This window comes from Promicromonospora kroppenstedtii (assembly GCF_044389675.1).
Lineage (GTDB): Bacteria > Actinomycetota > Actinomycetes > Actinomycetales > Cellulomonadaceae > Promicromonospora > Promicromonospora kroppenstedtii.
Genome location: NZ_JBIRYI010000004.1, coordinates 86012 through 111998 on the forward strand (window position 1 = coordinate 86012; position 25987 = coordinate 111998).

Consider the following 25987-nt stretch of genomic DNA (forward strand, 5'->3'; position numbering starts at 1 on the left):
GATGATGCGATGACTGACGCGGGCCAGCGATCCGGTGAGGATGACGTCGATCGATCTTAGGGCGCCCGACGTAGCCGCAGGGCGTTCGGGGAGATCTCCTGCGCCGAGGCGAGCTTCTCCAGAACGAAATCCGCGACCTTCTCCATCGGCTGGTCCTGCAGGCTGAGGAAGCCGAAGGTCGCGGGCAGTCCGACGATGGGTGGCCGATTCCCGACGAGAAGGGGCAGCAGATATTCCTCGGTGCGCTTGCTCGCCGCGTTCCGTCCGACCTCGTACTCGAACGTCGTCCAGTCGCGCTCGGGGTAGTCGTCGGACAGGCAGATGATCATGAACTGTGCCTGCTCCCCGTAGATGCGGGCGAGCCCGCGGCGCAGGTCCTTCCCCCAGAGTTCCGCCTGCTGGTTGTAGTCGTAGAAGACCTTGATGTGCCGTTCCTCGAGCACCTCGACGAACTTGTCGACGACCGGCCGGTCGTTCCCCGCGAACGACACCGCCACGTCGTACTCGTACCTGCGTCGACGGGGGACTACCCCGGAGCTGACCCGGGTGAGGTCGAGGTGGTCGAGGTAGAAGCGGAACGCCGGGTCGTCGATCCGCAGGGTCCGGTGCTCGTAGGTCAGGGTCTCGTCCAGGCCGCTCTCCTCGATCAAGGTCGGGAGGACGTCGATGGCGCGGTTGAACGCACTCCTGACCCGGCCTCTGTCGGCCGGGTCGGCGATTCCGACGACTGCGGCCTCCAGTTCTTTGTAGGCGGTGCGGAATCCCGGGCTGGCCGCGGCGCGCTGGACGAGCTTGAAGTAGACGTCATGCACAGAACGCCGCCCCTGTGTCAGGTGGACGAGACTGCGGATGTAGCGACCGTCGAACTGCTTGGCGATCTGGGGGGTGACGACGGCGAGGTCGATGGCGACCTGCTGCGGCTCCGCGGCGGTTCGCATCACGTCGGCCTCGACGCAGGCAGCCCGGCAGATCGCCTGGAAGATCGACGGCGACCCCCTGGCGGCTCTGATCGCCGCGCCCCGGGTTGCGTCGTCGAACCGGATGTTGAGGGCGCGTTCCCCCTGTGTCATGAGCGCGTCCATGAACGTGTCGCTCTGCGTGCCCAGGTACCAGGTGTCGTTCCGGATCGCGAGCTCCGGGTCGTGGCCGAGGATGGCGTCGCTCGTCTTGGCTATCCCGATCATGAAGAGGCGGATGCCGCTCTCGTGCCAGAGCTTGAGGCGCGAGGCGAGCTGCGTGCGCGCCTTGAGCGAGAGGTGGTGGACGTCCTCGATCTTGATCAGGTCGAAGTCCCGCAGCCTCTGCTCCACCGCCTTCACCGTCCGCCCGACGCCGAGCTCGGCGCCCAGAACGGTGAAGATGCTCTGCGCACGGGTGTGGGCCCGCGCGTTGAAGGAGAGGACCCGGCCGACATCGAACCCTGCCGCAGCGAGTGCCTGCTCGGCGACTGTCGACTTGCCGCTGCCGGACGGTCCGACGAGCGTGACGTGCTTACCCGGTGTCATGAGCGAACCCTTGAGTCGTTGTGCTTCGGCGGGCGCTACGTAGGTGATGCGCGAGGACTGCGACTCGTTGAAGACCTGGGTGAGCTGGTACACGTCCCGCGTCATTGCACTCCTCTGACCTGGGTGGAGATGCTCGGTGCCCGTCATCCTCCCCGACCGGCGTCGTCCGGCGCCACCACCCGGTGGCACGTGTTCGGGCATGTGTTTCTGTCACGCGAACCGTCTGGAAGGATCGTCGCGAAGGTGACATCCGGGACACGGCCGGCGGCGACGCCCCGTGTCCTGCCCTGCGCGGAGAGGTGCCGACCTTGACGACGTCCGACAGATGCTCGTTCTGCAGGATCGTGCGCGGGGACGATCCGGACGCCCGTGTGATCTACGAGGACGAACGCGTGGTGGCCTTCTTCCCGACCGAGCCTGCGATCGTCGGGCACGTCCTCGTCGTTCCGCGCCGTCATGTACCGGACATCTGGACGCTGGACGAGAGCGAGGCCGCCTACCTCGGCCGGGTCTGCGCGCGGCTCGCCGGTGTCGTCAGAAGGGTGCTTCGCCCCGAAGGCCTCAACGTGATCCAGTCGAACGGCGCGGCCGCCACGCAGACGGTCTTCCACCTGCACGTGCACCTCGTGCCGAGACGGGCCGGGGACGCGATGGGACGCATCTGGCCCGTCGGGACGAGCTACTCGGAGGTCGAGAAGGACGAGGCATGGGCGCTGCTGCGCGCGGCGTGCCAGACGGGAGTGGCCGTGGGGGACGGGCCGAGCGGCGAGGACCGTCGCAAGCATCTCGAGCTCGTCCAGGCCGTCGTGACCCGCATGGCCGGTGCCTCGGCGAACGTGAAGACCTGGCTGCTGCCGGTGGTCACCGCCCTGTACGGGTTCGGCGTGACCGAACGGTCCGCCGGCCTCGCGCTGCTCGGGCTGGCTACGGTGCTCCTGCTCATGTACATCGACGCCAACTACCTGCGTGTCGAGCGTGAGTACCGGCAGCTCTACGACGCCGTCGCGCGGAACGCGGAGCCGATCAGAGCCTTCTCGCTGGACCCTTCCAGTGTCGCTGCGCCGACGCCGCGGTCTGGTTCGCGGCCGGGTCGGCTGTCGGCCGCGCGCAGGGCATGGATGCCCGGCTGGAGCGTCTGGAAGTCGTGGTCGATCCTGCCGTTCTACGGGGTGCTTGCGCTGATCGGTGTGGTGATCGCGATCAGTGGGGTGTGGAGGGGCTGATGTTGGGACACCTGGGCACTGCTTCTTCGGGCCGGGTGAATGCCATGCTGGCGCGGAGACCAATATGCGACTATTCGGTCACGACAATAGGGGGTGGCGCCGTGCATGGATCTGCGACCGGACACGGTTCCATCAGAGACATCTCTCTTGGGCGTGCCCTCGCCGTGCTCACCGCGACGCTCCTTCTCCTTGCCGGATGCTCGTCGACAGCGGGTTCGGGCGAGTTCCTCACGAGCCTTGCCTCTGTGCATTCGAAGCTCCTAGCCGCGGGTTTCGACGACGCGGGTGTGCATGCCGGGCGCAGGGAGTACCTCGAACACCCCGAGGAATCGGTCGATATCGTGACGGTCGTGCTGCTGCACGACTCGATGGACGGTGACGTCGCACGGAAGACGGCCGCCACGGTGGTGTGGAACGAGCTGCCGATGAAGTTCGACATCCTCGCGATCGAGTACCAGGGAGAGACCCGGGAGATCGAGTACGAGTGGCTGGCGAACGAGCTCGGACCGCGGCCTGCCGGGCTCGACGACAGGAGCGTCGGAGACCATCTGTCCGGCGTCGGGAACGTCCTTATGGTCGCCGGCGGAATCGCCTTCGTGGTTCTCCTGATCGTGGCCGTTCCCGTTTTTGTGCTGGTCCGGAGGAACGTCAGGAAGAAGGCGCAGGTGCCCGCGCCCGTGCATCATCGCCTCCAGGACGACGACTTCGGTGCTGACCAAGGTCCAGGTCTCGATCGCGAGCGATTCACCGAGCCTTCGTGAGGTGGCCACGGCTGGACTAGTCCCGGCGAGTGCGGGCGACTGGCAGCCTTCGACGAAGCCCTGGTCAATCGCCGTCGTGTGCAAATCCCCGTGTTCGCCAGGTTCAACGAGAAGCACGAGGCAGCAGATGCGGGTCGCGGCGGCTAGGCGGTGCGACCTGTCAAGAGCCGCGACGGGACGTTGACCAAGAAGACGTCACCGACGATGAGTTTGAACGGCTGACTCGGAACACCTACAAGGTTCAGCTCACGCGGGGGACGGTGGGCACGTTGATCTATTCGACAGATGAGGAGACGCGCCTGTCTCTCTGGTTTCTGGTGTCTGGACCGCTGCTTCTGGTCACATGATCAACTTCTCGTTGGTCGCTCGGCCGCCTGAGGGCGGTCGGCCTGGTCAGAGGCCCGGATCCGTGGAATTCCGCGGATCCGGGCCTCTTCGCGTCCTGGGGTGTTGTGGACACCTATGGACGTGAGGAGCCCCGAATCGCCGCCCTGAAGGGCACGCAGGGGGCACGCCGACACGACCAGGAGGAACCGAAGATGGGCACGACGACCACGGCACGACCGCAGAAGCGGGAGGCATGGGGCAGGCTGCGCAAGCTGCCCTCTAAGCGCTGGCAGGCCCGCTACACCGGGCCGGACGACAGGACCTACTCGGCGCGGACCGAGGACGACAAGCCACTGACGTTCCTCACCAAGGGTGACGCTCGCGAGTGGCTCAACGCGGTGCACGCGAAGATCAGCCGAGGGGAGTGGCTCCCGCCCGACGAGGCTGTCTGACGGCGTCGGGCCGCCGCTGAGGCTGCGGCCGCGCGGGACGTGACGTTCCGCGAGTACGCCGAGCGGTGGTTGGAGCGCATCGCGACCGAGCCCGGCAAGGGCGGCAAGCTCCGCCGGCCGGGGACCGTGATCGCGTACCGGGGACGGGTGCGCAACTACCTCATGGCGCCGCTCGGGGACATGAAGGTCCGGGAGATCGACACCGAGCGGGTGCGCGCCCTCGTGATCAAGCTCGTCGCGATGCCGTCGGTGCTCAAGGAGGATGCCAGACACAACGGGATCGCGGGTGACGCCGTCGACGTGTTGAAGATTATCCTGCGGGCGGCGGTGCGTGACGGGCTGCTCGCGAAGATGCCGGACGTGCCGACGCCGACCCGCAGGTCGGTGCGGCACGACGACGCCCATACGCCCGAGGACGACGTCGCCACGCCGACACAGGTCGACGCGCTCTACGAGGCCGTGGCGCAGCCCTGGCGGATTGCCGTGCTGTTCGCCGCGTGGTGCCAGCTGCGGCGCGGGGAGGTGCTGGGGCTGCAGCGGCACGACATCGTCTGGAACAGCGACCGGACCGCGGCGATCCTGCATGTGCGGCGGCAGAAGAACGGGAGCACGGGGAAGCTCACGGGCCCGAAGTCGGACAGCGGCCGCCGGTCTATGGCTGTGCCTCCGCTCATGATCGAGCGGCTGCGCGAGCACCTTGACCAGTACGTGGGGCGGGGACGGATGGCGCCCGTGGTGCCGAGCGCTGCGCGGGGTAGCCAGTACCTGTCGGCGTCGCGGTGGAACGGCATCTGGGCTGGCGCTCGCGGCGCCGTGGCGGGGCTTCCGGACGGCTACCGGTTCCACGACCTGAGGCACACGGGGTTGACCCGGATTGCGCAGGAGGGGGCGACGCTGGCCGAACTCATGCGGCGTGGTGGGCACTCCGACGTTTCGGTGGTGCTGCGGTACCAGAAGGCGACGATGGCGCGGGACATCGAGCTCGCTGCGCGGATGAGTGTGACGGCGGGGGAGGAGATCCGGGTGGAGACGGAGCGTGCAAAGTCCGAAAAGGACACGGCCGCTTGAGATTTGAGCGGCTGAACCTCTCTCCCGTGGAGGTCCAGCCGCCATGGTTGGAAGTTGTGCGCCGCTCCCAGCGACCCGGGGCTCACACGGAACGTGCCGACGGGATCGTGACCACAAGGTTCTGTGTCAGTTCATCGAGGTCGACCCGGATGAGCCGGCCGACTCGGTAGCCCGCGATGGTGCCATCTGCGATTCGGCGACGCAGCGTCTTAACGGACACGTGAAAGTACTCGGCGGCGTCGGCCAGCGGGACGAGGCGGGTGGGGTGGGCGGCTGCTGGGTTGGTGCGCGACATGACGGCTCCTTTCGGAAGTTCCGGCTCTATGCCACAGGTGTGCGGCGAACTCCGGCGCCGTGGCGCGCGAGATCGCAGTCACACGCGTGGCTGGCTCGGCGGTACCGTGGACCGTTTCAACCGCTATCGGTTGCCGCGATGACGGCCCCGTGTTCCAGGTCGGGACCGATGCAGGCCAGAGCGACTTGGGAGGGCTCCTACGCGTCCCAGAACCAGTTACTGGTGGCGTTCAGGGCGAGCCATCGGCAGGCACGTGCCAGGTCAGGAGGATTTGCGGACTTTGGCCGGGTCTTCCTAGTCCCCGTCGCCAGGTGGCATCTGGGCAGTGGCTGACGGGAGCAGACACGGGCCGGTGCGTGTGGCGATTTCGCTTCTGCGGGCTCGGGCTCGGGCTTGAGCGTGATGCCCGTTGGCGTCCAGGACGTCGGCGATGGTGTGCAGCACGGTGGCGAGCGATCGTGCTGCGGGCAGCAGGTTCTCGGGCCGGGTGTCGCTGGTGTGCCAGTCGATGAGTCGTGCCGCTTCGTGGGCCGGGCGAGGGCGTCGTCGGATGCCCGGACGCCAGTTGCATGCGGGCCAGACCTGCCCGGGATTTCTGCCAGCGCGGTGAACGTGTTGTGATTGGGGTGTTGGCTGACCAGGTCGCGTTCGATGGTGATGGCCTTGCGGTAAGCGTGGCTGGCCTGGGTGGTATGGCCCGCGTCGCGGCGTGCGGTGGCGGCCTGCCGGAAGGACCTGGCAAGGTCGGCGGTGTGCCGTTCGGGCTGGTCTCGGCGAGCCGGCGACGGATCTCGACTGATTCCTGCGCGGGTGCGATGCCGTCGATCCGCTGCGCCGGCGGAGGGCGGGCGCGGCGTGGTTGGACGCCTAGCCGAGGGTCTCGACCGCCGCCTCATATAACGCTCTCCGACTAGACGCCCACCTGGGCCGCTGCGTATTGGACGTGCGAAGTTCACCCTTTCTCAGAGTAGTTCATGCATCGTCACCACTCAACGGAGGCAATTGGGCATGGCAGAATTGGCACGTGACGTGCAACCGGGGTGCCGCCGATCCAACACTCGCGACGAGATATCGACTCTGGTCGGATTCGGCTGGCTATTGCCAGAATCCGGGATGCCTAAAGTCATTGTTCGTGGAGCTGGAAGCCGGCGGTGACGTACACTTCGCCGAAGCCGCCCACATAATTGCCGCCAGTGCAGGCGGGCCCAGGGGCGATGCGACCGTCCAAGATCATGAGCGAGCGGCGTGGAGCAACCTCATTCTGCTCTGCGCGAATTGCCACAAGATGATCGACAAGGCGCCGGACGACTTCCCAGTCGAAGATCTTAGGCAATGGAAGAACTTGCGCTTAACGACACTAGAGACAGCGATCGGTGTGGCGTCGTTCACATCGCGCGATAAGGCTCGATCGGCCATCGAGCCGAGACTGATTCAGAATCGCGTGATACATGAGCAATATGGCCCCGAAAACGACTATCGTTTTGACCCTGAGAGCGAGATGGCTCGGATGTGGCGCAGGGGCCTTCTAGGCACAATCATTCCAAACCATAGAGCAATATTGAGGGTTCTCGACTGCAATCGAGACATCCTAACTCCTTCAGAGAGGATTGTCGTCGAGCAGTATCGGACACACATACAAGACCTTGAAGACCGGCATGTCCACGGAGTCGAGGGGATTGTCTCGCGGCGGTACCCCACGGGAATGGATGACATCTTTGCCTAGTTACGAATGGCTGCGGCAGACGTTTGAGCAACTCGACTACGTCGATCATGTTGAGTTTAATGGCTCATTGATAACGCTCACGCGTCGCGAGCTTCCAGCAGTGCGTCTAGGAGTGCTAACCACACCTGACGTGACGGCCACGCTGGCTGCCGAACTGGCAGACGAGATCGGCCCGTTTGACTTCATGATGAACACGCCTAAGACAGGGCGATTTATGGGCGATGCGATCTCTTACTGCGAGGAGCGGGGAGTCGGTTGGGGTGGAGTGGGGGACGCAATGCGTGCTCTCCGATACCAGAATCCCGGTGATTACGTAAATCGGGAACTCGATTTCATTCTTCGCGGATTGAGCCAACATCATCAAGTCCTGGCCACGCGGTTGCTTGACGATCGTCGAGTTTTCGTGGACCGCCGAGGATTAAAGCCGCTCGTGCTCTATATCGGCTCCGAGTACCAGCCAACAGCAGATTCTGTCCGCAGCGCGATAGGTCGGTACGGTGAGTTCGATGTTTACGCCGCTACGAATCCGAATAGTGACCCCACCAGCGAGGCCATCGAAGTTGGTGATCGCGCTGGTATACCAGTTATCAAATGGGGAGCGGTTTTAAGCATGTTGCGCCAATGATTGCTGCGACCTTGGCGCTCATTGCACGTAACGCAATCTTGTTGCCGTGTATCGATGTTTATGTGTTTGGGTCGGTCTTGCTCTCCAGCACGCCTGCGGATATTGACCTCTTGGCAGTCTACCGCCATCGGTCATGCCTGGATAGATTCCGCGAGAGAATGTCTCATTGCACGGGGGAGTATCTGCTTGACGTCACGGCGATGACGCCTACGGAACTTGAAGGATCGGGTTTCTTTGCTCGGTCCGGGGCTAAACCCTTGTATGTTGTTCAATTCAAGTGGCCAATGTTGGCCCCAGGATGACCGATCACAACGAAGATTGCAGTCTTGTGACGCAATGGCAATTCCTGCCCTTGAAATCGTTCGAACGCCAGGTTCACCATGAACGGCACCGCCGCTGGGGGCAGGTCGAGGAGAGAACTCATCGAGCGACCTCAACCTCTGACGGCGCGAGAGGCCGCAAGATGTCGGCCGCATCGCCCGCGAAGCCATTGGCCCCGTCCTAACCGTTCCAGTCGATCGCGTCCACTCGAGCACCACGCGAGCCTGTCTGCGACCTCGGTCGGAGGCCCTAGATCTGGACACGAGCCATGCACGATCTCCAGCCTGGCGATGGCGCTACCTGTGATGTTGCCGGGCGTCAGCTAACTGGAGGGTAGGCCGAGCTTGTCGAAGAACGCCCGATTCCGTTGGAATGCGTCGCTGACCAGTCGGTCGAAACTTATGACCTCGATGTACGCCTTGGCGGCGTCGTTGAAGCCAAAGTAGCCCGTGCCGTCGTGCATGGGGCGCAGGTTCGCGTTCTCGCACCTTTCGATCATCGTCGAAGTGAGGTCTGCGACGATGTAGCAGAAGGCCGGTGGTTGCGGACTCGCCGGGATCTGGCGCCCTGATGCAGTCTTGATCCCGCCAGCGCGCACTCGCTTAACGTAGTTGAGGGACTGCTGGATTGGGTCCTTGTCCTCGGACACGTCATTGCGCATCGGCCGCTTCAGCTCGACCACGACGATCGAGGCAAGTGGGACCCGATCACCCTCAGCAGCTAGGACCGGGCCGGGCGCGATACGCGTGAGGAGGATGTCGGGCTCCGTGGCCGAATCGGAGTCCGTGATAGGCATGGTCTTGAGCGGCTTGTCCGAGGCGAGGTAGTCGTGGAAAGCAAGGCGTTCGTCGATGATCCAGAGGTTCGAGGCGTCACTGCCCACCTCATTCGAATCCTTGCGCATCGGAAACAGCAGCTCGTGAACCTTGTCCTCCCGACTGTACTTGCCCTGCTCGTCGAGCCGGATCGTGCGGCTCAGGGCATCAAGGATCGTCCGGCGTCGTGCGACGTATCCCGCCAGGTCTGACTGGTTGATCTCAGTGACTGTCTCCAGGTAGCGGGACAGCCGTTCGTCGTAGTCTTCCGGCCGTGCGAATCCGTCCTCGGCGAGTAGTGCTTGGCCCTCTTGGATCGCACCGGCTTCGAGCTTCTGCAAGTTGCGGTGTAGGAGCAGTTCGAGTTCCTGGTCCTTGACGGACGGGTCGACCGTCACTCCGAGCTCCTCGAGCCGGGCTAGGACTGGACGGTACCTAGGAGCGCGCCTTGCCACGAAGTCGTTGACACGGGCCTTGCCCTCTTCACGGGCGGCCTTGAGTGGTCCGTCGAGAAGTTTCTCGACCTCGTCGAGCACTCCGGCGCGGATCTCGTCCAGCGAGAGATCCTCGACGGCCGCTGTGTCCAGAGTCCGTTCGGGAAGATCGAAGGCTGTTCGGTCCGCACGGACATTTGTATTGAGGTAGCCGGAGGACACATAGCAGGCGTAGGCGAACTCCGTGGCGTCCGCGTCCTTGAGTCTGCCGTTCAGGCCGGGGATCTTGCCCGTGAGGTTCTCTTCCACGACCACTCGGTTCGCGGCGCACCAGTACAGCCGGGGGATCGCGTTGCGCGTCGAGGGTTTGAGGCGGAGGCTCACCATGTTGAACTGCTGTCCCTTGATGCTGACCGTGGTGGTGTCCATCTTGGAGAGCAGGATCTCGTCCATCAGCTTTTCCAGCGAGACGGTCTCGGCGTCCTCGTCGTCGATAACGGTCACTCTCGGTGCGCCGCCTGCGCGCAGGAAGTACCAGATGCAGTGCTCAAGGATCTCGCGGGCGATCGGCTCGACTGACTTCGGTGCTGACCGTTGGAAGGGCTTCTTGAACCCGTCCAGGCTCACGAGCGTTCCCGCGTCGGAAACGTCGGAGGGCTCCTGGTCTGGTTCGACCTCGCGGTCGATTGAGAACCGGAACTGACGGCCGCGAAGGATGCCGTCGTCCTCCTTGTAGGCGCTGCTGACGGTGACTCGCTCGAATGCCTTGAGCCAAAGGAGGCGGCCCACACCGCGGCACCCCATAGCGGCTTTGTGCTCGCTGTCGAGCGTCTCGAAAGAGACCATGTTCTCCGGTGTGAAGCCGACCCCGTTGTCCTCGATGTCGAAGCCGACGATCGGCTTCATCGGGACCCGCCCCGGTCCGATCTGCCCGAGGTCCAACTCGCCCTGCGCGCTGCGCCGGATCCTTACGCTCAAACGGCCCTGCTCGACGTTCTCGCCGAAACGAGCATCGATGGCCTGGATGCTGTTGACGACCGCCTCGAGGACGGGAAGCAGAGCGTGACTCTTCGGAAGGCTCGTGTTCCGGACACGGCCGTTCAGAGATGTCGTCAGGGCCACATTTGCCTCCGCCTCGATCGGATACCGCGAGACCCTATCGACGGGTAGGGCGAAGGACGGAGACGCCGCGCCCACCTCGAGCGAAAGCGTGGGGTGAGATTCGGACGCGCCGGGCTGATGTTCGACAGCTCGATCAAGATGGGTCAACGGCAGCGGCCACCTGGCACGATTCGTCATCGACTAGTCCAGGCCACCGTCAAGCGGAACGCTCGGCGGGAAGCGTGTCGAGATCGCGCCGGTCGGCCCGTCGTACGCCAATCGAAGCATGCGGGCCATGCTCTGTCGGGCCTCATGGTCGTGTGGCTCTGACAGCAGGGCGCCAGCAATGATCAGTGCCTGCGCGGCGGCTCGCTGGTCCGCGGCCGAGCCAGTCTGAAGCTGGCGCAGTGCGCTCCCGGACAGTTCTTCGGCCTCGTCGACGGCACGATCCGCGCGAAGCGCCATGAGTGCGATAGCGACGACGGCAAACGGTGTGAGCACGATCAACCAGAAGGGGAACGATGAGATGAGCCCTCCAGCGATGGACGTGAACGCTGTGTGGTGACCGAGCGCACCCTCTAAAGGACGCTCGCCTGCGGAATGACCGGAGTAGTGCTGTGCTGCGGCCAGCAGTAGAGACAGCGCCACCAGGGTCAATGCCGTCACCAGCGTGATGTAGAGGACGGTCCTGCCTCCGCCCTGGACAGCGGCCACGGCGAGAACTACGCACGCGATCTGTGACCCGGAGCTGTGCGTCCCGGCCTAGATGGTCGCGGCCAGGCCTGCACTAACCGCGAGGGCGACGACCAAACCCGCACGTTCCGGATGACTCATCCAAGAGGCGGCGTCACTGATCCATCCCGGAGGCGTGATCCCCAGCGCCTCAAGAAGTCGGGTCAAGCCGTCGAGGGGGTCCGTGGGCGGGTCGGTGTGAGCATCGCCCACCAGAACCAGCCGCTGGCGAGGCTGTAAACGATCCCGGCAAGGACCCGCTCCCATGAGACCCCGAACAACCTCTCGAAATGCGGTAGCGCATCCTTGAACTCCGACCAGATCGTCCCTGACGACATACTTCCCCTCCGTGGCTGAGACCAAGTTGCCGACGTCAGGCGAACTGGCCGGCGCGGTGAACCGTACTGGCGACCACCGACAGCCCGGCCAAGCTGTCAGTAAGCCCGACGACCCACTGCAGCGGGGAGAGTGGGGAGCGAGCTCGCGGCGCGCGACTTGCTGTCGGTTCACGGTGTCTCGGGTGATGGAGGAGTTTTTCCGTTCTTGTCGAGCGCGCAGTGCAGCGGCGTGGCTTCTGTTCCGGGCGCCTGCCCGTACAGGCTCAGGAACGTGATGATCTGCTCACGCTTCCCCGTATCCGTTCCAGCCTCTGCCCAGCCCAGTGTGAGCGCCGCCTTGGAGCCAGCTTCAGTTTCCCGCACGTAGCTGGTGGTTTCGGTACGCCTTCGGATGCGGTGGGCAATGGCGTCCAGAAGGGCGTCCAACCGCTTGGTCATGGCGGCCGCCACTCCTGCTGCTGCCAGCGAAATCGGTACCCAGTGTTCCGTGTCCACACGTTCCCCTCACCCGTCTGCTTCCCGTCTCTTCAGGTAACGGCGCAGTTCGTGTCGCGTGTGACAGCCGACCTTGTTCCTCTGCCGTCACAGGCCCCCCTGGTTTGGGGTCTCCTGCCACAGGAAGGTGTGGAACAGCCATGCCCAGTGACACGGCGCACGAGACGAGTTTCAGCGGGCATCACCCTTACCTGACCTCCGGGGCGGGTGTGGCGCGATCGCACGCGGTCACAGGCGTGACAGCTACCGGCACCGACGCCGGGACATCGTCGTTCATCGACGACGCTTCTGGGAACATGATCCAGCGAGCCTGTCTGAACTCGCGAGGTTGTCGACCACGGACTCGGAGGTACAAGGTGCGGCTAGGTACCGTCCGGGACGTGCTTATCGCCGACGCCGTCATCGAACTGTCTGATCATGCTGGCTTCGACGGCTGGCCTACGACCAGAACCGCAGGGTTCGGGCACGCGAGGCTGCAAGCCGATCTGACCGTCGAGGAGATCGGATCGGTGGTGTGGTCGTTCCTGAACGCGAACCATGCATTCGACGACCCAGGTGCCGACGGCTCGATCCTGTTCGGCGGCGTCCGGATCACCGATTCGACGACGGGAACCGTGCTGCTGCCCGGGTGCTGCAGCGACCTGTCGAGCCGCTTCGACCTTGTCCAGTGCGTGGCCGACGGCGCGGGTGACCCCTGGCTCGGGCACGGTCCATGGCCTGCGGTCCAGTTCAACGGGGACGACGTCCGCCTTGTCGTCGACACCGAGCGGACCGAGGAGGTCGCGTTCACGGCGGGCCTCGACGAGGTGCGGGTCGCGCTCGACCCGATCGAAGGCGACCTGCGGGGGTTCCTCGCGACGCTCGAGACGTGGGCCGCAGCTCACCTGCCCGGAAAGGCCGACGTCGTCGTCAGCTGCTTCCGGCGTGGGATCGGGACACGGGACGTGGCCGACGAGCCTCTAGGGGGCGCCTGAGGTGCGCCCGACCCTGATCCTGTTGTCCGATGCCGAGACGAAGATGGTGATCCTTGAACGTCTTCGCGCGGCAGGAGAGTACCGACCGGAGCCAGTCTTTGACCGACTGACCGTGGGAGATGCGTCGTTCGGTGTCGATCCCACCGATGCGGTCCTTGCCGAGTACGACGCAGGCGTGCTTGAGCAGGCGCTGCCAAGCGTGCAGGCGCACGCGGTGATGCTTGAGTACGGCGTGCGCGAAGACGTTAGGCAACTCGTGCTGGCGGTGACCGAAGGGCTCCACGGCGTCCTCGATACCAACTACGGACCGTACCTGCGGTTCGGTGACCTGCCTGGATCACGATGGCTGGCGCGGCCTGGGCACCCAGAAAGCGACAGCAGCACTGGCGAACCGCTAGCGATCTTCGAAGAGCAGCCGGACGAGCTTGGCGACCCAATGATCTGGCCCCGGTGGACTGGGTTCGGCGAGTCGGATGCGGTGACCGAAAGTCGCCGCAGCGCCGTCCTGGCCGAGCTGAGACGTGAGCTGGTGCGGAGACATCCACTGTTCGGCAGGATCACCGGGATCGAGGCCTTTCATGCGGCGTCGGACGACGTCCTGGCTCGTCTCGATGACGGGACTCTTGCGGTCGTGCACCCTACATGGAGCGGCAACCCAGAGCATTCCGAGAATTGCCCTTCGTTCGTGATTCAGGGCAAGGCTTCTGAAGCCGCGCAGCGCTTCCGCACGTACGAAGGATGGGTGGAGTGATGCTGAACTACTTCGGTGGGAGCACTGATGATTCTGATCGCTTTGACCTCATCTCCGAAGTTTCAGAAGCCGCGGGAGAGCGTTCGTCAGCGTGGCGGTTTGTGGCGCGGTTCGCCGAGTATTGGCTCGGAGAACCGCTCGACGCTACATCCGGAGTATCCGCGGAACAGACCGAGGCGCGTGAGGTCGACCTCGGTGTTCGGCTGCCCCCGGCGGTGCGTGAGTTCTACCGGCATTTCGGCCGTCGTCATGACCTGTTCAGCAACCAGGACGTGCTGTTGTCCGTCGTGCAGAGACAGATGTACGTCGACGAAGGCGCGCTGATCCTCCGCCACGAGAACCAGGGTGTCTGCCGGTGGGGCATCCTCCTGGAACATCTGGACCGCGACGACCCGCCCGTCGTCGTGCGTAGCGACCTCGCGGACAAGTCTCAGGAGGCGTGGGAGCCATGGACCGAAACGTTCTCCGCAGCGGTGGTCCAATGGCTGGTCTACGAGTCGTGCATGCGTCCCTCGGTCGGTGATCTGGCTACGGAATTGGAACGACCTGAGGACCTCGCCGAGCTCGCTGCACGTGGCAGGTCGCTGGACATCGCCCCCTTCCCCACGGGGCACCTGAGCACCCAGACCGGAGCGCGGTGGCTGATGTTCGATGGCGTCATCGTGCTGGTCGACGAGACCACAATTCTGATGAGTGCACGGACCCATGAGGCGGCCGATGAGTTTCGTCGTCGCTACCCGGCTGACTGGCTCATCGAATAGAAAACACGTTCCCACCGGCTCAGGTCCGAGCGGTATCGGTCACTCCCGCCACGACGGCCGAGGAGAGCCTTAGACTCCCGGCACATGGCTGACGTCGTTGAACTCGGGAAGATCACCTGCCCCTCGGGACAGCTCGTGCTGACCGATGGTGGCTACCTCAGCCTGTGGTCGGGTGACCGTCGCCCCGAGGACGTCGCGGCGCGGCCGGGTCCCGCTGTGGACATGGAGATCGTCGGACCCGATGCCAGTGCGGCCGCACGGTCGTTCGACCGGCAGCCCGGGATCAGGCTCTATGACATCCCGGCTCAGGGCGTCGAGGAGATCACCGAGGCGTTTGCCGAGCATTCCAAGAAGGCGGGTCTCGATGCCAGCCTTCAGGTCTTGCCGGACCAGGTCCCGCATCGCGAGCGGGTTCGGTACGCGATCGCCAACGGTGATCCCACCTTCCTGAATTTCGGCGTGCCCGTGCTCCCCGTCGGCGGTATTTCCACCAGCAGCCCGCTTCTCGTGACCGCGACTGCCGGTGATTGGGGCTGGACACAGATCCGCATCGTGCTAGGCGCCGCACCGACCGCCCAGATCCGGGAGCTCGGTTACCTGCGCGTCGAGCAGGCGCGCCTCGTGATCGGCGACGCCGATGCCCTCGGCTCGTGGGTGCACGAGGACCCGATTGATGGACTGGCCGACGTCGTGTTCTGGGGTCGGGACGATGCGCAGCTCGCGGTCGAGCTGGACGCCCCGCGCCTGACCGGTCCGGGCGATGTCGGCTACGGCTGGGTGGACCTGCCGTTCCAGGACGCGCTGGACCGGGCGCTCGACCTGGAGTCGCGACGGCGATCGAGCGGGCAGGCGATGTTCAACTTCGACTTCCGGCGGCACTCGCACCACTGGCATGTCATGGCGAAGGTCCGCGCGGACGAGCACGAGGTTGGCACGATCTCGGTCGGCGGCGCCGACGTCATGATGGCGATGACATCGGTTGGCGACGGTGAGTTTGCCGTGCACCTCGAGCTCGACGCCGCCGGAACGCCCACAGCGATCGTGGTCGTGATCGACACAGAGGCGTAGCACCCGACGCATCACCTGGCTGGAGCGCGTTCTCCGACGCTGGCAGTGATCGGCCCACGCCCGAAAAGGGGGACGCGCTTATGTCACGACCGGCCAGCGGCCCACAGGTTCAGCGCCTGCACCAGATCGTTGGGAACTTCGTAGGCCTCGGCCCGTCCGCTCGTGCCATAGATCGGCCGCAAGGCCCGTGGTGTGCCCACGGCGAGGCGTCCCTCGTTGATGAGGGCCTCCGTGATCCGGTTGGTCGAGCGCGCGAGTCCTCTGACAGAGCGCTCAGGATCGAACCCAGCCACTTCGTAGAGCTCGTCGCGTGAGATCTGGCCGCCGTTCGCCACTGCTCGACGGATCACCCCACGCTGGACCAGGTATTGGCCTTGCTGCAGCCGGTCGATCAGATCGGTGGCAGTGTTGCGTGTCCACCCCGTTGGTCGAGGGCGTCGCCGGGGCCGCGGTCTCGAGCGTTCGGTGCCTACGCCATCCGGTACCGGAAGAGTTCGACGGAGCGCGTCTGTCGAGGTCGAGTCTTCAGGGATGGGATCGGGTATGGCCCGGCGCTGACGTTCGTACTTGAGGCGTACAGGCCGACCGTCGACGTACATGGTGATGGACTGCATCAGCGCTTGCTTGGCGTCGGAGGCCATCCGAGCGACGTCGTCCGAGTTAGCGGTGAGAAGGAGACGCTCGAGGATTCCGGGAAGCGGGAAAGTCAGGGTAAATGCTTCGGGTTCGTCCGAAGGCCAAATGAGCCACTCGCCGCCTGTCGGACCGGTGTGGCCGTAGCCGATTCCGACAGGTATGGGGCCGGTCGCAGCCTCGGCGTACGTGCGGAACGCTTCGGTATCCGTGGCGCGTAAAGCGAGGACGAACGGCGCATCTACGAACCCGACAAACAGTTCTTGAACGTTGTCATGGGGGAGCGCACGCGTGACCGTGTCCTCGGCCCACCATACGAGAAGTGGCGTGCTGGGAGCGGCGACCTGGCGGAGGTCGCGGGCGCTCTCTGCACTCCGTACCGCGAGGACGTGACGTACGGCCATGCGCGCGGCACCCAGTGACACCTCCGAATCGTCGAGGAGGATTTCCTGCGCGGCTGTCCGGAGGGTTTCGCCGAGCTCGCGCCACGACGGGCCGGACAAGTCGATCAGCGAGATCTGGTGTGCGAGTGCGAAATTCTGGGCATCGGTCGTGAAGCCTCCGGTCGAGAAGAGCGAGTAGCGGTACTGAACGCGCCGCAGGTGCTCGGCCCGGCTGACCCCCTCTGTCATACGGACGTACTCGTTGACATCGTGTACGACGCCGTGAGCGTTGCGTATGACGTCAAGGCCGATCTTCGAGGTGGTGTTCTTCGCTTCGGCGAACAGCCGCACTGGCAGTGAGAACGGAATGGTGATGTCGAGCGCTCCAAGTGCGTCCGCCTGGTGGACGGCGCCTCGGCCCTTGACGGTGAGGCCGCTGCCTTGCCATTCGAGGACCTCTGGATCGTCCTCCCTAGCGAGGAGCCTGTACCCATTTGCTGTCAGCAGGTGGGCGATGAATTCCTCGAGCAGATATCCGGCGAGCTGGGCAGCCTTAGTCACCAGTTACCTCGTCTCTTCGTCCCCGCGTCTGCGGAGAGTTCTTGTGGCGATCTCGCCTGAGAGCTTGCCGGTCACGGATCGCGCTCGGTCGAGGGTGCCGTTGCCGATGCGCCTGGCGGCGTCGACACCCTCGGCCCCTGTTTCCAGAGCCTTGTCCTTCACCTCGGTGACGGCGTCCAGCCATCGCCTCGCTTCCAGAGCCTGTCGCTCGTCCTCGATCCCGAGGCGTCCCTGGAAGTCGACGACGGCAGTCACCACCTGGTTGCTGGACTGCACCACGGCCCTGGACGAGGCAGGGTGCAGGAGCACCTTCGTATTCGCCGTGCCAGCCGCACTGTCGATGCGGGTCAGGAGGTGTGCAGTGCTGCGCGAGATGAGTTCCAGGCGTCTTCCGCGGGCCACTTTCAGCGCGACGCGATGACGGTCCAACTCTTCCGGCGACGTGTCCAGCACACGGTCGAGCTCGAGTACCGCGAGCGCGTCGTGCAGCTGGAAGCAGCGAGCGAGAACAGCGAGCCACTCCGTGACCGTAGACTCGGCGTCTTTCGACGCCGCGGCAAGATCGCCGATGGAGGACCTGCGCTCCAGCTTCTCCGCGAGGGCGTCGAGCCGGCGCAACGCATAGGCCTGTGTCTGTGCGATCGTCATCGACGTCGCCTGGACCTTCGACCAGGTCACCTCTGAAACCCGTCCTACGTGCTCGCGGATCGTCATGGCTTCCTCGATCACGAGGTCCGCCCCGATCATCTCGGACAGAACTGCGTCCTTCTGGGCGCGCAGGACGTCGTCGACCTTCGCGTCGATCGTGGCGAGATAGTCAGTGATCTCGTCCATGGCCTGCTGCATTGCGAGCTGCGCCATGATCCCGGCGGCACCTGCCAACACCGCCGGGTTGGTCAGCAGACCCTTCGTCGAGAACTCGACGAACCCCTTGATCTGACCGCTAGGTCCCTTCAGCACGCCAGAACTCAGGCCGGTCTTCGAGCTCGTCCGAAGCCCCCACTTGTCGACGAGCTGAGCCGACTCCTTGGACAGCTTCACCCAGCGGCCGGAGTTGGCTGCCAGTTCGGAACCTGCCTGCGTGATGCCGGCCGCGGCGCTGAGGCTCGGCCCAAGCCGCTGCAGTCCGAGATCCTTCGACGGCAGACCCTCGGCGCTGAGGAACCGTTCGACGGCGTCAGGGTGCCCGATGACAGCGAGGCCGTCGCCGTCGCTGATCAGCTGAATCTCCTGGTTCACCAGAGGCTCCCTGATCGCTTGCCGCTGGCCTGCGTTCGCGTCTCCGCCACGGTGAACTCGAAGAGCGCCAGGGCAAGCTGGGCCTGCTCCTGGTCCTTCAGCTTCCTCGCGCGCATCGGGATGCTGTCGACCACCAGGGCGAACGGGTTGGCTGCCAGGTGACGGCACAGGTCGGTACCGAAGAGAACGTCGAACCGAAAGGCGCCGCCATGAGGTTCGGGCTCATCACTTTGCACTACGCCTACACCGACCACCTTCGCCACGGGATTCTCCGGGTGTATGGACTCTCGTACCCAGATCAGGTCACCGGTGGTGATTTCCAGCTTCCTGGGCAGGCGCCAGGGATAGGTGTGCTTCTTGCCTGCCATGAACATCGTCGGCGAGGCCTTATATCCCCAGGAGTCTCGGTTCACCGGATAGAGCCAGTGCGTCATTGCATCCTCCGTCTGACGCGGGCTTGGGCTCTCCTACGCTCTCGCCTTCTGCGGCAGCGCATGAGCCACTGGCCAACCTTCGTCGAGATTCCGCCGTCGTGTGTGCTCGCTGGCTGTTGTTCACCCGGGCGAACTACCGAGCCTGCGCCTGCAGGTCAGAGGGTTGCACTGCTGCCGTGCGCGTGGGAGGCCCAGGGCGCATGCGGCCTTTGCTCGACTCACCCTCGGTCGCGACACCGGCTGTAGGCATTGCGTGACACTGGTCGTTGCGTTGGCGCAAACTTGGTGGCGTTGGGATCGCTTTCGCGACCCTCGACGTCTGCTCTCGTCTCAGAGGGTGTGTTCAGCTGACAACCGTCCGGAAGCCCACGCCCAGTCGATCCGCTCCTGCTCCAGCCGCACGCGCGCCCCGTACCGGTCGCTGACGAGGTCGGCGTAGACGTCCGCCTCGGCGTCGGTCAGGCGCGTGAGGGCCGCGGACGTCGGACGCTCCTCTCGTCCCCAGCGGTCCTCGTGGGCCAGGAGGGTGTCCCGGTCCATCAGCACCGAGCGCGCCTGCGGGAGCCACGCGCGGAGGCGGTCGAGGATCGCGAACCCGTGTGTGTCGAGGTCGCCCCAGTAGGTCACGTCGGTGTCCCGGAGCCAGGGGAGCGAGGCGGGCTGGTCGACGTCGAACCCCTTGCCCCATAGGACCAGCCCGCCGGCGGGGACCGGCACACTCAGATAGGTGATCTCGTTCTCCACGATCAGTGCCTGCGTAACGACACGGGGAGCGAGTTGCCGGGCCTCATCCAGGCGCAGCGCCATATCCGTCACGACGTCGGGCAGACCGAGCAATCCTGGTACGCAGCGCAGCCGGACCATCGCGGGCTTGCCGGACAGGCCGAGGTCGGCGGTGAAGGCGACGGCGCGCGAGCTGACACCGAGCATCTCCGCGAGCACGCCCCGGTGCCGCTCGACCAGCTTGGTGTCCACGCCGGGCGCGTCGACCTGGCGTAGGTACTTGTCGGAGCCGCGGTTGTCCCGTAGCCACCGGTAGGCGGCGGTGATCGCCGGCCACTCTGGTTCCAGTGCCAGGGCCCGCAGAGGCTTGTCCAGCACCCAGGTGCGGACGGCGGCGTCGGGCAGGAGGGCGTCGGCGGTCGTGAGTACGCGGCCGAACGCCGCGACGTCGTCGAGAACGCCGAGCAGGCGCCAGGCCTGGTCGAACGACGTGACCACCGCGCGTCCCGGAACTTCGGTGCGGCCGAGATCCCGGCCGCCGACGCTCGTGCTGACCAGGTCGTACGCCCGGCCGCCACGTGAGCCGGCGTCCAAGGCCGCCAGCCAGTCGCGCGCCTCGTCGAAGCGCTCACCGAGGTCTGCGGCGGACGGGCCGTGGACCGGGACATCGAGCACCGGGAACGGGTCGCCCGCCGCGAAGGCGCGCAACAGGGTGCCGTCGTCCCACCGGCGCCGCACCTTCGTCGCGATGTCCGAGGGTGCCGTCCAGCGCTTGGCCGGCCGCATCGCCCGGCCGCTCACGCGCCGCCCTGCCCGGCGTGCTCGCGCCGCCGCTCGTGGTACTCCTCGATGGTGAGGGTGTGCACACGGGAGGAGGCGCCCGTCGGGTTGTCGACGAAGCCGATCGAGTGCACGTACGGCTCGATCACGTGCACCTTCTGCAGCGGGGTCACGATCAGGAGCTGGAGGCCGAGCTTGGCGAATAGCCCGAGCGCGTACCGGGTCGAGGCGTCCGAGCCACGGCCGAACGCCTCGTCGATGACGGCAAAGCGGAAGTCGCGCGAGGCCTCGGCCCCCCACTCCAGGCCGAACTGGTAGGCGAGCGACGCGGCCAGGATCGTGTAGGCGAGCTTCTCCTTCTGTCCTCCCGACTTGCCGTCGGAGTCGGTGTAGTGCTCGTGCTCGGCGCCCGTCTCCCGGTCCTGCTCGGAGGCGGCGAACGTGAACCAGTTGCGCACGTCCGTGACCCGGCGCGTCCACGCCTTGTCGCTGTCGGCGTGGTTCTCCCGGCCGCGGAACCGTTCAATGATGCGGCGCACCTCTTCGAACCGCTGCTCCGTGTACGCGTCGTCCGGGCTGAGCACGTTCGTGGTCGCGGCACGCAGGTCGAACCGGAACTGCTTGATCTCCTGGTTCGGCGTGGGTTCCGCGACCAGGCGCACGATCCGGCCGGGGCTGTAGTCGATCGCCGAGAGCGCCTCGTTGATCCGCTCCACCCGGTCGCCGATCTGCTCGGCCTGCCGGCGCAGCCAGGAGAAGAACTGGGTCAGCTCGCGGACGGCGTTGGTGTTGAGCTGGTGCTTGAACTCGGCCTCGAACCGCGGCAGGTCGTCACGGCGCACCCGGTCCCGCAGGCTCCGGTACTCGCCGATCGCCGCGACGTTGGCGTCCATCTCGGTGGTCGCCTCGGGCCACCGGCGCCGGACCTCGGACATTTGCTGCTGGATGCTGGTCACGTAGCCGTTCATCTGGCGCTGTGCGTCGTCGACGGTCGCGTTGATGGCGCGCGGGAGCGTCGCGGCGGTCGCGTCGCACTCGTCGATCGTGGCCGGCACCTTGCGACCCATCCGCTCCTCCAGCAACGGGTAGCAGTCGCGGGCATCCGCGAGAGCGGCCTCGTCGAGCGCGTCGATGGTGGCGAGTTCCCGGTCAAGGCGATGCTGCGCGGCCGTGACGTCGCTCTTGAGGCCGCCGATCGTCTCGCCGACGCTGCCGATTCGCTGGGTCAGCTTGTCTTCCCGCTCGGCGAGCTCGCTGAGCTGTCGGTCGATCTCCGTCAGCCGTGACGAACCGGCCACCAGACGGTCGCGCTCGCCGGTGAGAGCCGTCAGGGCCTCGCGGGCCTCGTCCACGTCGACCTCGCGCCAGGTCGTGTACTGGGCCAGGCCGGCGAGCGCGGCGGCGCTGTCGTCGAGGGCGTTCCGCCGCGTGTCCAGCGCAGTGAGCTGGCCGTTGATGCCGGTCAGCTCTCCCTGGAGCGTGCGGGCCTCGGCGTTGAGCGCCTTGATCTTCTGCTCGCTGCCGCGACCGAGCACCCAAGTGCGGGGGTCGTCCGCGCGGGTGCGGTCGTCCTTCTCGTGCCGATCGCGATCCCTGACCAGACCCTCGCGTGTGACGGCACGGTCCTCCCGGCGCAGCTGGCCGACGTCGTCGACGCACCGGTGGTCGGCCCGGTGCGCCAGCTCGGCCGTCAGGTAGCCGGCGAAGCCGCCGTCCTCGACCTCCAGGACGTCGTACAGGCGGAGCCCCGGCCCGCGGTCCGCCGGCCGGGAGGGGACCCGGCGCTCCGCGACGCGCAGGTAGACCAGCCGGGTGCCGAGGTGGTTGGCGTTGACCCAGCCGGTCACGTCCTCATACAGGCGCTGGGGCACCAGGAGGTTCTGCGCGAAACCACGTAGGACCCGCTCCGCGGCGCCGCGCCACTGCGCGTGCTGGTCGCGCACGTCGACGAGCTCGCCCGCGAACGGCAGGTCCGCCTCGTCGAGGCCCAGCTCGGTGCACAGCCGTTCGCGCAGCTCGACCAGGCGGCCGGGAAGGTTGTTGCGCCGGCTCTCCAGCCCGGAGATCTCCTTGAGCAACGCAGCGCCCCTGCGGTTGATCTCGGAGTGGCGCTCCAGCAGGGGCCGCCTGTCAGCGTCGATCCGGTCACGCTCGTCCTTGAGCCCTTCGCGGCGGGCTGCGACGTCGACCATGCGGCCCGCGAAGTCCGCCGCCGTCGTGACGTCGTTGAGGCTCGCCTGGTCGAGCAGGAGCGCGTAGGCCTGACGACGGACGGTGCGGTCCTGGAGCATCTGCTTGGCCTTCGGGATCGCCTCCTCCAGCTCGCCGAGGCGGTCACCGCCCGCGTTCTGCCGCTCGCCCACGAGGCGGTCCCGCTGCGGGGCGAGCGACCGCCGCTCACGTTCCAGGTCCCGCTGCTCGCCCTCGCGGGCGGTCAGAGCGGTGCGATCACGGTCAAGCGTGGCCGTGAGGATGGTCGCAGCACGTTCGGCAACGTAGGGGGCGACGGCGTCCCGCTGGCGCACGTGGGACCTGTGCCGCTCGACGGCCTCCTCGTAGCGGTCGCAGGAGTCGATCAGCGGGTCGAGAGCCGCGAGCTGGTCGGTCGCTCGGCGGACGGCCTCGTGCGCCTTCGTGAGGTTCTCGAAGTGATCGACCATGCCGCTCACACGGCTCGCGGCGTCGGCAGGCTCCAGCATGTGGCCGCGGACGAACTCGTTGAGGTTGCCCACCGACTTCATTGAGACCGTCTGGTGGAACAGCTCCATCGCCTGCTCCGAACGGATCCCGAGCAGCCGTCGTACTCGCCGGGAGTAGTCGGGGAACCCGTTGTCGATCTGCGCACCCGCCGCGCGCAGTCGGGACCTGAGGGCCTTTAGGTCTGCGCCGAAACCGCTGAAGTCGGGGTCGACCGAGAGGTCCGCCTGCGCGGTGACGAAGAACCGGTCGGGCTGACCGGTGCGGTCCCGCTGGTGGAAGACCTGAGCGATCGTCACGGTCTCGTCGAACCCGGTGTTGCCGAAGACACCCAGGATCACCGAGTACGACGTGTGATCGCGCAGGCCGACGGGCCGCGACGCACCAGTGGTCTCATTGCGCTCCGACTTGTAGTGGCCCAGTACGTACGACCGCAGCGTGCGCTCCTTGCTGTCGGCCCCCGCCGCCTTGTTGTACGCGATGCGGTTGGCCGGCAGCAGCAGGGTCGTCACGGCGTCGACCAGGGTCGACTTGCCGCTGCCGATGTCGCCGGTCAGCAGGGACGTCTGCCCCGCCGGCGAGAGCGACCACACGTGCTTGTGGAACGTTCCCCAGTTGTAGACCTCGATGCGTTGCAGGCGGTAGCCGGTGAGCTTGTCCGTCGACTCGACCTCCACCGCCGAGAACAGTGCGTCAGTCATCGGACCCGCTTCCCGTCTGGGCGTTCGCGTACTCGGTGAGCTTCGCGTCGAAGTCGCCCATGGTCGATGCGTCGACATATGCCTTCAGGACGCGGCGCACCTCCCACAGGTCTGTCTGGCCTCGCAGCTCGCGGAGGAAGCCCAGGTCCCTGACCTGGCCGATCGTGCGCACCGCCTGGTCAAGGACACGCGCCTCGTTGGTCGACTCAGCCAGGAACACCCGCAGCATCTCTACGATCTGGTCGCGGCTCAATACCAGGCGCCCCTCGCCGCCAGTCGCCTCGAACTCGGCGAGGCGTTTGCGCAGCAGCACGAGCAGCAGGCTCACGTTGTAGGTCAGGGCACGCCGGTTGACCAGGCGGGGGAGCGGCTCCTCGCCGTCCTCCGCCTCCCGTGCGCGCAGGTAGGCGTAACCCTCCACATCGTCGATGACCACGTCGACGCCGATGGCCGCGAAGTGGTCCCGCACCGGCCCCGCATGACGCCCCAGTGCCACCCACCTGGTCTCGTCCGACTCGCGGTACACGACGCCGCGCATCAGGCCGATCACGGCCGTGCCGATCGCCTGCTCCTCCGGGGTCCTCATCGGCGGGTCACCGTCACCTTCGGCATCGTGACCCGGCGCGCGACACCGTCCGGGTCGGTGTACTCGACGACCATCTTCTCGGTGTCGTCCACATCGACCGCCACCTGCTCCTGGTCACCCAGCGACAGATAGCCCACGATCTCGGCGACACCCTGCTCGACCGGGAACATCAGCACCACGTCGCTGAGGGCGGCGGTGCTGCGCGGCGGCACCACGGCAAGGATGTTGTCGACCAGCCGTGCGGTGTCCACGAACCGCTGCTCCAGCAGGGCGTCGATCTCGGCAGGATCGGGCTCCTCGGGCGCGATCAAGCTGTCCACTGCCGACGCCGGGACCGTGTCGTACAGGGGTCGTTCGAACGGGAGCGCGACAGCGACACCGGGCTGGTCGACCTCGAGGCCGACCCCTGAGGCGTCCGGCGGAGGCGATGAGCGGACGGCGATCGCGGCCGCCTCGATGGAACGGACAAGGTCGAGGACACGCCGATTCTCCAGCCAGACACGGTCCTCGAGGAACCTGCGCAGCTGCTCGGACAGATTGCGAACCGTCTGCTGGGTGCGCTCGGCGGCGTCGGACCAGTCGTGGTGCACGGTGCGCAGCCGCTGGTCGGCGCCGATCCTCGGAATCGCCTGCACCTGGGCGAGGAGGCCGGCCAGCTCGTCCTGGCGGTCCTCGCTAAGCAGGAAGTCGTAGAACGCCTGGAAGCTGCGCCCCTGGTCGGAGGAGGCGATGTCGGTGCGGCTGCCGACCAGTTCGGCGAGCAGCCCGCCCTTGCCGCCGTCCCAGCTCGCGATCTTCTCGCGCGCAGACCGATCTAAGGCCCGGAAGTTCTCCTCCACCTCACGGAAGTCTGACAGCAGCTCGCGAGCGGTCGAAGAGAACTGCTGGTACCGGTCGCGGACCGCGGTCTCGTCCATGACCGCCACATCGCCCGCCTTGACCTGTGCGATCTCCTCGTCGATCTCCGCCCGGCGCCGCTGCAGCCCGGCTAGCCGGACGTCCGGGTCCTCCTCCGTGCCGTGGACGATCTGCCGCAACAGCTCCACCAGGGTGTGCAGGCGTGACTCGGTGCCCACGAAGGACCGCGCCTGCAAGCCCTCGACCCACCGGTAGGCCCGCTCGAGCGCGGGCGTCGCGTCGTAGTGGATCTCCTCCGAGTCCGCTGGGTAGTAGCGCCGCAGCCAGCCGGACTCGGTGCCGGACCAGTCGTCGAGGTAGGCCTGGGGTTCGGAGGGGTAGCGGTCGGGGTCGGTGCGGTGCAGGTCCAGCAGGACGTCGTCCAGGGCCGCCGTCAGGTGGCCGGCTGGGGTCGGGCCGTGGTTGGCGTCGATGAAGTGCGCGCCGAGGAAGGACAGGATGAGAGGGGCGTTGCGGGCGCGCAGCAGACGCCACGCGGGGTGGCGCTCCCGGAGCTGATCGACGAGGTCAAGGTCCATCGGGAGACAGCGTAGGCGGCGCCACCGACAGTGGTATTACGCGAG

The 25987-nt window shown here is 66.1% G+C and carries 24 protein-coding genes; 11 read left to right on the plus strand and 13 right to left on the minus strand.

Going from position 1 to position 25987, the window contains the following annotated elements; genetic code table 11:
• Window positions 1-56 precede the first annotated feature (56 nt).
• Window positions 57-1610: a TIR domain-containing protein gene (locus tag ACH47X_RS07925; RefSeq protein ID WP_397403049.1), complete on the minus strand. Its 1554-nt coding sequence runs from the start codon at window positions 1608-1610 to the stop codon at window positions 57-59.
• Window positions 1611-1804: 194 nt separating this feature from the next.
• Here ACH47X_RS07925 and ACH47X_RS07930 point away from each other — a divergent pair, with 194 nt between their 5' ends.
• The 5 genes from ACH47X_RS07930 (at window position 1805) to ACH47X_RS07950 (ending at window position 5336) form a co-directional block, all read left to right on the plus strand.
• Window positions 1805-2728 carry an HIT family protein gene (locus ACH47X_RS07930; RefSeq protein ID WP_397403051.1) on the plus strand — a complete coding sequence of 308 codons (924 nt, stop codon included), beginning with the start codon at window positions 1805-1807 and terminating at the stop codon, window positions 2726-2728.
• A gap of 164 nt (window positions 2729-2892) precedes the next feature.
• Window positions 2893-3489, plus strand: a complete 597-nt coding sequence (locus ACH47X_RS07935) for a hypothetical protein (RefSeq protein WP_397403053.1) — start codon at window positions 2893-2895, stop codon at window positions 3487-3489.
• Window positions 3490-3518: 29 nt separating this feature from the next.
• A complete protein-coding gene (locus ACH47X_RS07940; RefSeq protein ID WP_397403055.1) occupies window positions 3519-3836 on the plus strand; it encodes a DNA/RNA helicase domain-containing protein in 318 nt (105 codons plus the stop codon).
• Between the two features lie 192 nt (window positions 3837-4028).
• Window positions 4029-4268, plus strand: a complete 240-nt coding sequence (locus ACH47X_RS07945; protein WP_397403057.1) for a hypothetical protein — start codon at window positions 4029-4031, stop codon at window positions 4266-4268.
• A 39-nt stretch (window positions 4269-4307) separates the two neighbouring features.
• Window positions 4308-5336, plus strand: coding sequence for a tyrosine-type recombinase/integrase (locus ACH47X_RS07950; RefSeq protein WP_397403059.1), 1029 nt, complete (start codon window positions 4308-4310; stop codon window positions 5334-5336).
• 82 nt (window positions 5337-5418) lie between these two features.
• Here ACH47X_RS07950 and ACH47X_RS07955 read toward each other — a convergent pair whose 3' ends face one another.
• Window positions 5419-5631, minus strand: coding sequence for a helix-turn-helix domain-containing protein (locus ACH47X_RS07955; RefSeq protein WP_397403061.1), 213 nt, complete (start codon window positions 5629-5631; stop codon window positions 5419-5421).
• 1132 nt (window positions 5632-6763) lie between these two features.
• Between ACH47X_RS07955 and ACH47X_RS07960 the strand changes: the two genes are divergently transcribed.
• Both ACH47X_RS07960 and ACH47X_RS07965 read left to right on the plus strand, forming a co-directional pair.
• The gene (locus ACH47X_RS07960; protein WP_397403063.1) at window positions 6764-7354 is read left to right on the plus strand and encodes an HNH endonuclease; all 591 of its coding nucleotides are present in this window, start codon (window positions 6764-6766) and stop codon (window positions 7352-7354) included.
• Window positions 7347-7979: a hypothetical protein gene (locus tag ACH47X_RS07965; protein ID WP_397403065.1), complete on the plus strand. Its 633-nt coding sequence runs from the start codon at window positions 7347-7349 to the stop codon at window positions 7977-7979. The genes ACH47X_RS07960 and ACH47X_RS07965 overlap by 8 nt, the downstream gene beginning before the upstream one ends.
• 268 nt (window positions 7980-8247) lie before the next feature.
• On the opposite strand, the gene ACH47X_RS07970 is transcribed toward ACH47X_RS07965, so the two are convergent.
• The 4 genes from ACH47X_RS07970 to ACH47X_RS07985 all read right to left on the minus strand — a co-directional run bounded on the left by ACH47X_RS07970 (window position 8248) and on the right by ACH47X_RS07985 (window position 12215).
• Window positions 8248-8403 carry a hypothetical protein gene (locus ACH47X_RS07970; protein WP_397403067.1) on the minus strand — a complete coding sequence of 52 codons (156 nt, stop codon included), beginning with the start codon at window positions 8401-8403 and terminating at the stop codon, window positions 8248-8250.
• Window positions 8404-8622: 219 nt separating this feature from the next.
• Window positions 8623-10671, minus strand: a complete 2049-nt coding sequence (locus tag ACH47X_RS07975) for an ATP-binding protein (protein WP_397403069.1) — start codon at window positions 10669-10671, stop codon at window positions 8623-8625.
• A 180-nt stretch (window positions 10672-10851) separates the two neighbouring features.
• The gene (locus tag ACH47X_RS07980; protein ID WP_397403071.1) at window positions 10852-11364 is read right to left on the minus strand and encodes a hypothetical protein; all 513 of its coding nucleotides are present in this window, start codon (window positions 11362-11364) and stop codon (window positions 10852-10854) included.
• Window positions 11365-11888: 524 nt separating this feature from the next.
• The gene (locus ACH47X_RS07985; protein WP_397403073.1) at window positions 11889-12215 is read right to left on the minus strand and encodes a hypothetical protein; all 327 of its coding nucleotides are present in this window, start codon (window positions 12213-12215) and stop codon (window positions 11889-11891) included.
• Window positions 12216-12451: 236 nt separating this feature from the next.
• Between ACH47X_RS07985 and ACH47X_RS07990 the strand changes: the two genes are divergently transcribed.
• The 4 genes from ACH47X_RS07990 (at window position 12452) to ACH47X_RS08005 (ending at window position 15769) form a co-directional block, all read left to right on the plus strand.
• Window positions 12452-13189, plus strand: coding sequence for a hypothetical protein (locus ACH47X_RS07990; RefSeq protein WP_397403075.1), 738 nt, complete (start codon window positions 12452-12454; stop codon window positions 13187-13189).
• A 1-nt stretch (window position 13190) separates the two neighbouring features.
• Complete coding sequence (locus ACH47X_RS07995) at window positions 13191-13940, plus strand: hypothetical protein (protein ID WP_397403077.1); 750 nt, start codon at window positions 13191-13193, stop codon at window positions 13938-13940.
• Window positions 13940-14701: a hypothetical protein gene (locus ACH47X_RS08000; RefSeq protein WP_397403079.1), complete on the plus strand. Its 762-nt coding sequence runs from the start codon at window positions 13940-13942 to the stop codon at window positions 14699-14701. Before ACH47X_RS07995 ends, ACH47X_RS08000 begins: the two co-directional genes overlap by 1 nt.
• Before the next feature lie 84 nt (window positions 14702-14785).
• Complete coding sequence (locus ACH47X_RS08005) at window positions 14786-15769, plus strand: hypothetical protein (protein WP_397403081.1); 984 nt, start codon at window positions 14786-14788, stop codon at window positions 15767-15769.
• 83 nt (window positions 15770-15852) lie between these two features.
• Here ACH47X_RS08005 and ACH47X_RS08010 read toward each other — a convergent pair whose 3' ends face one another.
• The 7 genes from ACH47X_RS08010 to ACH47X_RS08040 all read right to left on the minus strand — a co-directional run bounded on the left by ACH47X_RS08010 (window position 15853) and on the right by ACH47X_RS08040 (window position 25942).
• Window positions 15853-17346: a hypothetical protein gene (locus ACH47X_RS08010; RefSeq protein ID WP_397403083.1), complete on the minus strand. Its 1494-nt coding sequence runs from the start codon at window positions 17344-17346 to the stop codon at window positions 15853-15855.
• A gap of 3 nt (window positions 17347-17349) precedes the next feature.
• On the minus strand, window positions 17350-18585 hold the full coding sequence (locus ACH47X_RS08015; RefSeq protein ID WP_397403085.1) for a hypothetical protein: 1236 nt from the start codon (window positions 18583-18585) through the stop codon (window positions 17350-17352).
• On the minus strand, window positions 18582-19019 hold the full coding sequence (locus ACH47X_RS08020; RefSeq protein WP_397403087.1) for a hypothetical protein: 438 nt from the start codon (window positions 19017-19019) through the stop codon (window positions 18582-18584). Before ACH47X_RS08020 ends, ACH47X_RS08015 begins: the two co-directional genes overlap by 4 nt.
• A 330-nt stretch (window positions 19020-19349) precedes the next feature.
• Window positions 19350-20543 carry a Wadjet anti-phage system protein JetD domain-containing protein gene (locus ACH47X_RS08025; RefSeq protein WP_397403089.1) on the minus strand — a complete coding sequence of 398 codons (1194 nt, stop codon included), beginning with the start codon at window positions 20541-20543 and terminating at the stop codon, window positions 19350-19352.
• Window positions 20540-23920 carry an ATP-binding protein gene (locus ACH47X_RS08030; protein ID WP_397403091.1) on the minus strand — a complete coding sequence of 1127 codons (3381 nt, stop codon included), beginning with the start codon at window positions 23918-23920 and terminating at the stop codon, window positions 20540-20542. The genes ACH47X_RS08025 and ACH47X_RS08030 overlap by 4 nt, the downstream gene beginning before the upstream one ends.
• A complete protein-coding gene (locus ACH47X_RS08035) occupies window positions 23913-24506 on the minus strand; it encodes a DUF4194 domain-containing protein (RefSeq protein WP_171104406.1) in 594 nt (197 codons plus the stop codon). The genes ACH47X_RS08030 and ACH47X_RS08035 overlap by 8 nt, the downstream gene beginning before the upstream one ends.
• The gene (locus ACH47X_RS08040; protein WP_397403094.1) at window positions 24503-25942 is read right to left on the minus strand and encodes a DUF3375 domain-containing protein; all 1440 of its coding nucleotides are present in this window, start codon (window positions 25940-25942) and stop codon (window positions 24503-24505) included. The genes ACH47X_RS08035 and ACH47X_RS08040 overlap by 4 nt, the downstream gene beginning before the upstream one ends.
• Between the last annotated feature and the right edge of the window lie 45 nt (window positions 25943-25987).